The sequence below is a fragment of the Paraburkholderia sp. HD33-4 genome (assembly GCF_021390635.1).
Lineage (GTDB): Bacteria > Pseudomonadota > Gammaproteobacteria > Burkholderiales > Burkholderiaceae > Paraburkholderia.
The window spans coordinates 1284286-1295747 of record NZ_JAJEJS010000001.1; the positions used below are offsets into that span (position 1 = coordinate 1284286).

Here is an 11462-nt window from a genome sequence, read left to right on the forward strand (position 1 = left end):
CCGAACGCGATCAACCGGAGCGATACATGGATCTGATCATCCGCAGCGCGACGCTGCCGCGCTGCGCCGCCCAGCTGTCTCAACATCACCCGTCTGCGCATCACCGGTCCCCGATCGATATCGGCATCGACGGGGGGCGCATCGTCGCGGTCGAGCCGAACCTGGCCGCGAGCGCGCACGACGAAATCGACGCGGCAGGTTCGCTCGTCACGCCGGCGTTCGTCGATCCGCATTTCCATATGGACGCGACGCTGTCGTACGGTTTGCCGCGCGTGAACGCGTCGGGCACGCTGCTCGAAGGCATCGCGCTATGGGGCGAGTTGAAGCCCGAACTCACGCAGCAAGCGCTGATCGAACGCGCGATGCAGTATTGCGATTGGGCGGTCGCTCGCGGCCTGCTCGCGATCCGCAGCCACGTCGACGTGTGCGATCCACGTCTGCTCGCGGTCGAGGCATTGCTCGAAGTGAAGCGCCGCGTCGCACCGTATCTGGATCTGCAACTGGTCGCTTTCCCTCAGGACGGTCTGCTGCGCAGTGCCGGTGCGTTCGACAACCTGAAGCGCGCGATCGGCATGGGCGTTGATGTGGTCGGCGGCATTCCGCATTTCGAGCGCACGATGGCCGACGGCGCGCAGTCGGTGCGCATGCTGTGCGAGTACGCGGCCGAGCAGGGCCTGCGCGTCGACATGCATTGCGACGAATCGGACGATCCGCTGTCGCGCCACATCGAAACGCTCGCGGCCGAAACCCACCGGCTCGGCCTGCACGGACGCGTCGCCGGTTCGCACCTGACGTCGATGCATTCGATGGACAACTACTACGTGAGCAAGCTGTTGCCGCTGATGCGCGAATCGGGCGTCGCGGCGATCGCGAACCCGCTGATCAACATCACGCTGCAGGGGCGCAGCGACACGTACCCGAAACGGCGCGGCATGACGCGCGTGCCGGAGATGCTGGCCGCGGGCATCACGGTCGCATTCGGCCACGACTGCGTGATGGACCCGTGGTACAGCCTCGGTTCGGCCGACATGCTCGAAGTCGCGCAGATGGGCCTGCATGTCGCGCAGATGACCAGCGTCGACGGCATGCACGCCTGTTTCGACGCGGTGACCGTGAATGCGGCGCGTATTCTCGGTCTGGACGACTATGGCATCGCGCCCGGCTGCGCGGCCAATCTCGTCCTGCTCGATGCGCGCGACGAGCTCGAGGCGATCCGTCTGCGTGCCGCGCGCCTCGCGGTGGTGAGCCGGGGCAGGGTGGTGAGCCGGGCGCCGGCCGCGAGCGCGACGTTATCGCTCGAAGGGCGGCCTGAGCAGGTCGATTTCAAGCTGCATCGCGCGTAGCGACGTGTGTCTCGCATGAATGCAAAACCGGCGGCCTGCTCGCGCAGACCGCCGGTTTTCCTATCGGCATCGTTCGTTCAGCGCCATCCCATCCATACCGAACGAACGATCATCGCGACGCCTGAATCGCTCGGTGCGTCGCTCAGTGCGCGGCACCCGGCGCCATGCCGTTGTGCCGCAGCAGCGCATCGATATTCGGCTCGCGGCCACGGAACGCTTTGAACGATTCCATCGCCGGACGGCTGCCGCCCACTTCGAGGATCTCGCGGCGATAGCGCATGCCGGTCGACTGATCGAGCACACTGCCCGCGGCTTGCGCGGCTTCCTCGAACGCCGCGTACGCATCGGCCGACAGCACTTCCGCCCACTTGTAGCTGTAGTAGCCGGCCGCGTAACCGCCCGCGAAAATATGGCTGAACGTATTCGGCCAACGCGAGAACGGCGCTTGCGGCACCACATGGAAGCGTTCGTTGATTTCGCGCGCGAGGTCGTTGGCGCTCTTCGCGCCGTTCGCGTCGAAGCCCGTATGCAGTTGCATGTCGAACATCGAGAACACGATCTGCCGCAGCGTGCCGAGGCCGCTCTGGAAGTTCTTCGCGGCCAGCATCTTGTCGAACAGTTCGCGCGGCAGCGGCTTTGCGGTATCGACGTGCGAGGTCATGTCGGACAGCACGTCCCATTCCCAGCAGAAGTTCTCCATGAACTGCGACGGCAGTTCGACCGCATCCCATTCGACGCCGTTGATGCCCGACACGCCGAGCTCATCGACGCGCGTGAGCATGTGATGCAAGCCGTGGCCGAACTCGTGGAACAGCGTGATCACTTCGTCGTGCGTGAAGCAGGCGGGCTTGCCGCCCACCGGTGCCGAGAAATTGCAGGTCAGATACGCAACCGGCGTTTGCACCGCGCCATGCGCGAGCTTGTGACGGCCGCGCGCGTCGTCCATCCAGGCGCCGCCGCGCTTGCCTTCGCGTGCATACAGGTCGAGATAGAACTGCGCGACGAGGCCGCCGTCCTGGTTCTCGACGCGGAAGAAGCGCACGTCCGGATGCCAGACGGCCGCTTCGTCGCGGCGGATGCGCACGCCGAACAGCGTCTCGGTGACCTTGAAGAGGCCCTTGAATACCGCGTCTTCCGGGAAGTACTGCTTCACTTCGTTTTCCGAGAACGAATAGCGCTTCTGACGCAGACGCTCGGCGGCGAACGTCATGTCCCATGGCTGCAGATCGGTCATGCCGAGTTCGCTCGCGGCAAATTCGCGCAGCTCTTGCCAGTCCTGTTCCGCATGCGGACGCGCGCGCGTGGCGAGGTCTTCGAGAAAGGCCATCACCTGCGCCGGCGATTCGGCCATCTTCGGTGCGAGCGACACTTCGGCGAAGTTGCCGTAGCCGAGCATCTGCGCTTCTTCGGCGCGCAGCTTCAGTTCGTCGGCGAGCACCTGAGTGTTGTCCCACTCCGTCTTGCCGTTGCCGTATTGCGCGCCGAGTTCGGACGCGCGCGTCACGTACGCGCGATAGATCGCTTCGCGCATCGAACGGTTTTCCGAATACTGCATGACCGGGAAATACGACGGGAAGTGCAGCGTGAATTTGTAGCCGGTCTTGCCGTCGCGCTCGGCGGCTTCCTTGGCCGCCTCGATCACGTCTTCGGGTAGCCCTGCCAGGTGCGCCTCGTTGCCCGCATCGACGAGGTACGCGTACGCGTTGGTCGCATCGAGCACGTGATCCGAAAACGCTTTGGACAGCGCCGCCTGGCGCTCCTGCAATTCGGCGAAACGCGGCTTCTGGTCTTCGGGCAACTCGGCGCCCGACAGGCGGAAGTCACGCAGCGCGTTGCTGAGGATCTTCTTGCGCTCGCCGTTCAGCGACGCGAATTCGTCGCTCGCGTTCAGTGCCTTGTACTTCTCGTAGAGCGCGAGATTCTGGCCGACGCTCGACCAGAACTCGGTCACGCGCGGCAGGTTGTCGCCGTACGCGGCGCGCAACTCGGGCGTATCGGCGACGGCATTCAGATGGCCGACCACGCTCCACGCGCGCGACAGCGGCTCGGTGGCGCGCTCGACCGGTTCGACGACGTCGGCCCACGACGCCGGCGTGACCGGCAGCGCGGCACGCTCGACGGCGGCCGCCGCGTCGGCGAGCAGCACGTCGAGGGCAGGGGTCACGTGTTCGGGTCGGATGGAGCCAAAGCGCGGCAGATCGGAAAAATCGAGGAGCGGGTTGTCTTGAGGTGTGGCGGTAGTGGACATAAGGCTTCCTGTCTGACGCGGGTGAAGGGGCCGGCGCGGCGGCGCTCGCGCGTGCCGTCTCGTGATGTGTTACTCGACGATCGGCGCACGGCGCTCGGCGGCACCGGGTACGGACATTATTGGGGCGGGGAGCGCCGATTCCAATCCATCGGCTGACAAATTAACAGATGTTGCGGTGCGCTGGGCGCGTTGGGGCGGGACGTGGGCCGCGAATTCCGGCGGCGGGGTGATGAGATGGTGGTTCGGTGGGAGAGGGGAGCGGAGGACGGGCGGAGGGGGGGAGGGCGAGCGGGCGAGCGGGCGATTGCAAGACGGATGAGTCGTCTCACTCCGCCTCACTGCGCCTCACACTCACCGCCCGGCTATCACGCCTTTGCCGCGTTCGCCTCGCGCTCGGCCGCTTCGATCGTGTTGACCAGCAGCATCGTGATCGTCATCGGGCCGACGCCGCCAGGCACCGGCGTGATATGGCCAGCCACTTCCTTGACACCCGCGAAGTCGACGTCGCCGCACAGCTTGCCGGCGTCGTCGCGATTCATGCCGACGTCGATCACCGTCGCGCCCGGCTTCACCATCTCCGCGGTCAGGATGTTGCGCAGGCCGGTCGCGGCGACCACGACGTCGGCGTTGCGCGTATGCGCGGCCAGATCGCGCGTCTTGCTGTGGCAGATCGTGACGGTCGCACCCGCTTCGAGCAGCAGCAGCGCCATCGGCTTGCCGACGATGTTCGAGCGGCCGATCACCACCGCGTTCGCGCCCTTCAGATCGATGCCGTAGGCCTCGAACATCTTCATCACGCCGTACGGCGTGCACGGACGGAACAACGGCTGACCGGTCATCAGCGCGCCTGCATTGGCGACGTGAAAACCGTCGACGTCCTTCTCCGGCGCGATCGCCTCGATCACCTTGTGGCTGTCGATGTGCTTCGGCAGCGGCAGTTGCACGAGAATGCCGTGGACGGCCGGATCGCGGTTCAGCTCGTCGATACGCGCGAGCAGGTCGGCTTCCGGCAGGTCGGCCGGATAGCGGTCGAACGACGAGCCGAGGCCGTTGTCGTGGCAGGCCTTCACCTTGTTGCGCACATACACTTCGCTGGCCGGATTGTCGCCGACCAGAATCACGGCGAGGCCCGGCTGATGGCCGCGAGCGGTCAGGGCGGCGGCGCGCGCGGCGACGTCGGCGCGCAGGGTCTTGGAGAGGGCGAGGCCGTCGATCAGTTTGGCAGTCATGGTCGGTCGAACGTTGGGTCGAGGTTGGGATCGGGAATCAGGTCGGGACAGGCGGTTTGGCAGGCGGGGCGAAGCGCTCGCGCGGAGGGGGCGCGCGACGGCGAGCTTCGGCCGGTTGGCGGAGCCGGTCGCCCTGCGACAGGCGCGCTGCCCATTCGGGCAAGGCGCCGCTGCAAAGTGCGACATTATACCGGCGCGCGGGAGCGCTTCCGCAGTGGATACGAGCCATCGGTCGGGACCTGAGGCTCGCCTCGACGGTTGGCTACGGCTGTGTGGGGCGCCAGCTCCCGTCCGGATCGAACGACCGGATCGCCGCGGCCGCGCGCGTGGTCTGCGCGCCGAGGTTCTTCTCGTACACCTGGCCGTCCTGATTGACGATGAAGCTCATCACGCCGGTCTTGCCGTAGTCGGCCGGCGATGCGATCAGCGCGAAGCCGCCGCTCATGACGCCGGCGTCGACGTAGTTGTGCGCACCGCCCTGCGCATGCGGTCCCTGCGCGGTCAGGATCCGGTAGTGATAGCCGTGATAGGCCTCCTGCGGGCGGGTATTCGGGGGCATCGCCGCGGCCAGCGGTCCGAGCGGGCTCTCGGCTTCGGCGGGCGCGGTTCGCCAGTAGAGGCCGTCGTGCGTGCCCGGCGTGCTGACGAAGCGCTGTGCGTAGTGCTGCGTGAGGTTGCGATAGTCGTTCTGCGCGTCGACGTACGCGAGCGAGGTCAGGATCGCCGCGCGTTCGTTGCGGCCGATGCGCCGCGTCAGCATTTCGCCCTGCGCGGCCGGCGGATCGAAACGCCAGCCGTGCGCGACCTGCACGAGCGGAATCGGCAGCGTCCAGCCGCTGTCGCCGACGGCAAGATGCGCGCTCGCCCGAGCGTCGCCGCTCGCCGGATCCGCGACGATCTGGTGACCCTTCGCCCATGCGCCAAGGAACTGGTCGATGTCTTCCTGGCCGATGTCCTCGGCCGGGATGAAGCGGCGGAAATCGTTGCCGAGCACGTGCTTGATCGCGGGTTCGTCGTTGCTCGCGAGCGCGTCGACGAACGCATTGGCGGCCGCGTCCGCGCTCGGATAGACGGCCTGCGCGTGAACGAGGCCGGCGACGGCGAGCAGGATCGGCGCGGCGAGCAGTGCGCGCGCCGAGGGGCCGCCGGGACGATCCATGTAGCGAAGCCAAACGCGCGAGCGGTCACGGCGACCGGACGCATCAGCCAAGGCCTGAACGCGGGCGCCCGTCGCGCCCTTTGCAAATAAGCGCTTCATCAGAGACTCCTCCTCGACGTTCGACGCGTTCAACGACGACGGCCACCGAAGTGAGGCTGGCCGCCACCACCGCCACCCCCGCCGCCGAACCCGCCACCCCCGCCCTGGAACCCGCCGCCGTGCTGCATGCCGCCACCGTTCGCCCCGAGGTTGCCGCCCCGAGAGGCTTGCATGCCGCCGCCATTCGCGCCCATTTGTCCGCCCTGATGCTGCGCGTACGACTCGCGGCTCGCCTGGCCGCGCTGCATGTCCTCGCGCGAGGCATTGCCGTCGCCGGCGCCGCGCAGCGCGTTGTCGCGATTGACGTTCTGCGCGCGATTCTGCAGATTCTGATTCTCGACGCCGCCCTGCTGGATTCCTTGCACACGCTGGCTCGCGCTGCCGCCGAGGTTCTGCCCGGTGCGGTTCTGCAGTGTCTGCTGGGCCTGGGCGCGCTCCTGGTCGCGCCCGCGGTAGGCATCGCGCTGCGCGTTGAGGTTGGCGTTGTTCAGGTTGGCGTTGTTGACGTTGCGATTCAGGTTCGCGGTGTTGACGTTGGTGTTGCGGTTCCAGTTCGTCGTGCCGCCGTTGGCGTTGATCCTGTTGTTCACGTTGATGTTGTTGTAGCGATTGACGTTGACGTTGACGTCGTGCGTGTTCCAGTTGAAGCCGCCCCACAGCGAATTCGCGATCGCGACGCCGGTGCCGAACGCGAGCCCCGCGGCGAGGCCGCCCGCGAGCGCATAGCCCGGAGGCGGCGGCATATAAACGGGCGGATACGCGGGGTACGGCCATGTGCCGTAGACGACCGTCGGGTTGTAGGTCGGTACGTACACTACTTGCGGATTGGCCGGCACGATCTGGATCGTGCTTTGCTCGACGACGACCTTCTGCTGCTCGGTGGTCTTCAGATTGCCGGCCGACTGCGCCTGCTTGCGCAGACGCTGCACCGAGTCCATCACGTCGTTCGGCTGGGCGAGAAATGCGTTGCCGATTTGCGTGACCCAGTCGGGCTTCGCGGACATCGTCGCGAGCACCTGCGGAAACGCGACGAGCGACTGCACGCTCGGGTCCCACGGCTCGCTGGCCACCGCCTTGACGGCGGCGTCGCCTTGCTGGTTCGGATTCGCCTTCGACCACGCGGCCGCGTCTTGCACCTGCTGCGGAAACGTCGTGGCCATCAGCACCTGTGCGAGCAGCGCGTCGGGGTAGAGCGCGATCGGCGCTGTCAGGGAATCGAGCTGCTGGTTCGAGACTTTCGCGGGGGCTTGCGCATGCGCGATGCTGGATGCGCCCAGCAGGCCGAGACTGGCGACGACGGGCGCGCCCGCCAGCGCGGCGCAGATCGGCCACACTCGCAGCCACACTCGCGGGCGGCGCACTCCGGATCGTTTCACGATGACCTCCTCCCGGTTGGGTGACACTCGGGATGACACTCGGGGTGACTCGCGAGGCGCCGACGCGCGGCACGTGCCGCCACGACGCGTCACGCAGGAATCAGGGAAAGCACAAGCGGTGAGACAGCCAGCGATACGGTTTGCGGCAAGACAAAAGCTGGTGGGGCAGGGGAGAAGCGCGCCGGCGCTGCGGGGGTACTCGCAGCGAATGGGGCGATGGCGGCGGCATCCGGTCGATCACACTGGCCGGCTTCGCCCGACCACAACGGGCGCCATGATGCCGCACGTGAGGCCGCTATCGGTCGCGCATCAGCGACCCCGTTATCGAGCTTTGTATAAGTTAGGAGGCGCGGACGCGCTTGTCAAACCGCGTGGTCACACGCGACGTTTGAAGCGCGCCGGCGAATGGCAATGCGTGGCGAATCGCGCGCGGCGACGATTGAGCGGAAGAGCGGAAGAGCGAAGTGCGGGGTCGATGCGTTGGAGATGCGCGGACAGCACCTCATCGCCGGCTCACGAGCGACCTATGGGCCGGACCGCCTGACAGCGATCCGGCAGTCGCGGAATGGTCACGCTGACGGCCCTTCGAGCGAAGAGCCGCATATGACCGCGCGTGCGGCTATTACTGCGCCGTTTGCGGCTTGTTCGACAGCGCGAGTCGCAGCAGGTCGGCGACCGTGTTGACGTTCAGCTTTTCCATGATGTTCGCGCGATGCGCTTCGACCGTCTTGATGCTGATGCCGAGGTCGTCGGCGATCTGCTTGTTCAGGCGGCCGGCGATGATCCGCTCGAGCACCTGATGCTCACGCGCGGTCAGCTTGCCGAGGCGCTCGGCCGCGGCGCGCTGCTGCTGCACGCTGGTGCTTTCGCTGCGCGCCTTGTCAAGCATGCGCTCGACGAGCTTGCGCAACTCGGCTTCGTCGAACGGCTTTTCGATGAAGTCCATCGCGCCTTTTTTCATCGTCGACACCGCCATCGGCACATCGCCGTGGCCCGTCACGAAGATGATCGGCAGCGACGCGTTGTCGGCGATCAGGCGCTCCTGCAACTCGAGCCCGCTCATGCCGGACATCCGCACATCGAGGATCAGACACGCGATCTGGCCCGGATGCTGGTGCGGCTGCCATGCGTCGATGAACTGCTCGGCGCTCGAGAAGCACTGAACGCGGTAGCCGTTCGCCTCCAGCAGCCAGCGCAGCGAATCTCGCACGGCCTCGTCGTCGTCGACGACAAAGACGGTTTCCTGTGTGGTGACTGGGCTGTTCATAGCTCTCCCGTAACGGTTTGTGGTGTCGGCGCCTCGGACCCGCCGTTGCTCGGGCCGTCAGGCTCCCCAATAGGCAGACTGCAGTGGAACGTGGCGCCCGTGATGTGGCCGTCGGACTCGACGTTGTTGACCACCCACAGACGGCCGCGGTGCGATTCGATAATCGAACGGCAAATGTTCAGCCCCATGCCCATGCCATCGGACTTGGTGCTGTAAAACGGTTCGAACAGACGCTCGGCGGTCGCTTCGTCGACACCCGGCCCCTGATCGACGACGCTGATGCAGACGAATCCGCTCTCGAGTCGTACGACCACGCGGATCACCGGGTCGACCGCGTTCGGGCGCGCTTCGGCCATCGCCTCGGCGCCGTTCTTCAGCAAGTTCACCAGCACCTGCTCGATCAGCACCGGGTCGACGAAAATCACCGGCAACCGCGAGCGCAGATCGGTCACGATGCGAATGCGCCGCTTCCTCGCCTCGATTTCGGCGAGCCCGACCGCGTCCGCGACGATGTCCGCGACCCGCGTGGCCTGACGCTTCGGCTCGCTGCGCTTCACGAACTCGCGGATGCGCTTGATGATCATGCCGGCGCGCACCGCCTGCTGCGCGGTCTTTTCGAGCACCGGTAGCAAGTTGTCAGGCGTCGTCCGACCGGATTTAACCAGTGCGACGGTTCCAGAGCAATAGTTATTGATCGCGGCGAGCGGCTGATTCAGTTCGTGCGCGAGCGACGAGGCCATTTCGCCCATCGTCATCAGGCGGCTCGTGAACTGCAGCTTCTCGTCCTGCTGGCGCGCCAGTTCCTGCGCGCGCTTGCGGGTCGTGATGTCGGTCGCGATCTGCATCTGCGCGAGATGGCCGTCGACCCACTGGATGTACTGGCGGCGCACCTCGAACCACTTCTGGATGCCGGGGATGTAGATTTCCTGCGCGTCGGCGGTGCTTTCGGTCAGCGCGGCGGCGGGCAGGCCAACGAAGGTATCGACCATGTCGATCGAATCGGACGACGCCTGCGAGCTGTCGAAGCCGCCGCCCGCGAGTTCGAGATGGCCGTCCGGGCGGATGCCGAACAGATGCCGGTAGTAGCGGTTCGCGAACAGCAGCTCGGCTTCGTCGGCGGCGAGCACCGAGACCGCCGCGTCGAGGCTTTCGAGCACGGTCGTGAAGCGTTCGTGGGCGGCGGCGAGTTCTTCGCGCGCGCGCTTGGGCTCGGTGATGTCGGTCATCGACGACATCCAGCCGGTCTGGCGGCCCGAGCTGTCGATCAGCGGCGACACGTAGAGCCGCGCGTGGAACGTCGAGCTGTCCTTGCGCCGCACGCGCAGCTCGAAGCCGGACGAAGGCGCCTTGCCGCGCAGCGTCATGTCGAGCTGGCGCTGCATCTCGGGGTACGCGTCGCGCGGCCAGTAGGCGAACGGCGCGCTCTTGCCGACGAGGTCGCTTTCGTCCCAGCCGGTCATGCGGCAGAACGCCGGGTTCACGTGCGTGATGCGGCCGTGCATGTCGAGCACGCGCATGCCGATCAGCACCGAGTTTTCCATCGCGCGGCGGAAAAACGCTTCGGCGTACAGCGCCTGCTGCGCCTCGAAGCGCTGGCGCGTGTGCTTCCACAGACTCCACAGGCTCCACAGCACGAAGCAGGAGAGGCCCGCCACCAGCCATACCAGCGTGTTGTTCGTGAAGTTGGTGATCTGCGGGAACGCATACACGCGCACCGAGATGCCCTGGCCCGGAGGGTCGAGCGGCAGGTCGTAAAACATGTCGCGCGGCAGGCGCGGGCGGGTCGACGTGGTGGTCAACTCGCGGTTGTTCACGTCGATGATCGAGATCTTGTATTTGGCCGACAGCTCGGGCGGGATGTCGCGCTTCAGAATGCCTTCCACCGAGAACACCGCGGCGATCGTGCCGAGGAAATCGCGGTCGCGGAAGATCGGCGTCTGCAGCGTGATGAAGCCGTTGCCGAGGTCGTCGTAGATGAGCGGCGAGTACACCTGGCGGCGCGTGTTGCGCGCCTCGGCGAAACCGGCTTTGACCGCTTCGTCCATCTGCGCGTCGTTCGGCCGCGCGAGCCGCTGGCCGAGCACCGGCGGTGCGGCATTGGGCCAGCGCGGCTGCTGCTGGCCCGTGTACCAGTTCATGTAGAGGATCTCAGGATGCCCCTGCATGATGTCCGTGGTGGTCACCTGGAACGAATGCTCGTCGGCGTGGCCGGCGGCGAGGTCGCGCGCGAGCGCCTGAATCTGCTCCTGCGCGCCCGTCATCGACAGGCGGATCTGCTGCTGCGCCCACGCGACGTTGCGGTACAACGTGTCTTCCTGCTGCTGCTGCTCGCGCCGGTTCAGACTCCACAGAATCAGGCTCATGACGACCAGGAATACCAGGATCGACAGCAGCGGCGTCAGCAAATAGGAGTTGGACCACCAGGGTCCGTGGTGCCAGCGCGTGGACGGCGACGAATCCGCCGGCGAACCCGCGGTGCGCGCCGAGCGAGAGAAAAGCCGTTCGGTCAACATGCGTGGCATTGTAGCTCAGCACGTCCTCGACAAATGACGCAAAAAAGCGCGGAAAGTGTAGTTAATCGGCGCAAACTAGCCGACGGATCGGTCGAACGGCAGTCAAACCAGGTTGCGTTGCAGCAATTTTCCGCATTATGAGAATTGATCTCGTAATTTGAAAATTTGGTTGCGCTGACGTCGGGACCCTTATTACAATCGGCCGGAGCTGCCGCGGCGTTCCTGCGT

The 11462-nt window shown here is 66.1% G+C and carries 7 protein-coding genes; 1 reads left to right on the forward strand and 6 read right to left on the reverse strand.

Annotation, left to right across the window (positions count from 1 at the left end):
- Window positions 1-26: 26 nt before the first annotated feature.
- Window positions 27-1343, forward strand: a complete 1317-nt coding sequence (locus tag L0U84_RS05695; RefSeq protein ID WP_233848406.1) for an amidohydrolase family protein — start codon at window positions 27-29, stop codon at window positions 1341-1343.
- 142 nt (window positions 1344-1485) lie between these two features.
- On the opposite strand, the gene L0U84_RS05700 is transcribed toward L0U84_RS05695, so the two are convergent.
- From L0U84_RS05700 to fixL, 6 genes are all read right to left on the reverse strand, one after another.
- The gene (locus tag L0U84_RS05700; RefSeq protein ID WP_233848408.1) at window positions 1486-3591 is read right to left on the reverse strand and encodes a M3 family metallopeptidase; all 2106 of its coding nucleotides are present in this window, start codon (window positions 3589-3591) and stop codon (window positions 1486-1488) included.
- Between the two features lie 365 nt (window positions 3592-3956).
- On the reverse strand, window positions 3957-4820 hold the full coding sequence (gene folD, locus L0U84_RS05705; RefSeq protein WP_233848409.1) for a bifunctional methylenetetrahydrofolate dehydrogenase/methenyltetrahydrofolate cyclohydrolase FolD: 864 nt from the start codon (window positions 4818-4820) through the stop codon (window positions 3957-3959).
- Window positions 4821-5082: 262 nt separating this feature from the next.
- A complete protein-coding gene (locus L0U84_RS05710) occupies window positions 5083-5979 on the reverse strand; it encodes a DUF2950 domain-containing protein (protein ID WP_233851952.1) in 897 nt (298 codons plus the stop codon).
- Between the two features lie 128 nt (window positions 5980-6107).
- On the reverse strand, window positions 6108-7454 hold the full coding sequence (locus tag L0U84_RS05715) for a DUF3300 domain-containing protein (RefSeq protein WP_233848410.1): 1347 nt from the start codon (window positions 7452-7454) through the stop codon (window positions 6108-6110).
- 622 nt (window positions 7455-8076) lie between these two features.
- Complete coding sequence (gene fixJ / locus L0U84_RS05720) at window positions 8077-8721, reverse strand: oxygen response regulator transcription factor FixJ (RefSeq protein WP_062129599.1); 645 nt, start codon at window positions 8719-8721, stop codon at window positions 8077-8079.
- Complete coding sequence (fixL, locus tag L0U84_RS05725) at window positions 8718-11234, reverse strand: oxygen sensor histidine kinase FixL (protein WP_233851953.1); 2517 nt, start codon at window positions 11232-11234, stop codon at window positions 8718-8720. Before fixL ends, fixJ begins: the two co-directional genes overlap by 4 nt.
- Window positions 11235-11462 lie beyond the last annotated feature (228 nt).

Coding starts and splice junctions, on each gene's coding strand:
- L0U84_RS05700 (WP_233848408.1), bottom strand. CDS start 3,591: ATGTCCACTACCGCCACACCTCAAGACAACCCGCTCCTCGATTTTTCC.
- fixJ (WP_062129599.1), bottom strand. CDS start 8,721: ATGAACAGCCCAGTCACCACACAGGAAACCGTCTTTGTCGTCGACGAC.
- folD (WP_233848409.1), bottom strand. CDS start 4,820: ATGACTGCCAAACTGATCGACGGCCTCGCCCTCTCCAAGACCCTGCGC.
- L0U84_RS05710 (WP_233851952.1), bottom strand. CDS start 5,979: ATGGATCGTCCCGGCGGCCCCTCGGCGCGCGCACTGCTCGCCGCGCCG.
- L0U84_RS05695 (WP_233848406.1), top strand. CDS start 27: ATGGATCTGATCATCCGCAGCGCGACGCTGCCGCGCTGCGCCGCCCAG.
- fixL (WP_233851953.1), bottom strand. CDS start 11,234: ATGTTGACCGAACGGCTTTTCTCTCGCTCGGCGCGCACCGCGGGTTCG.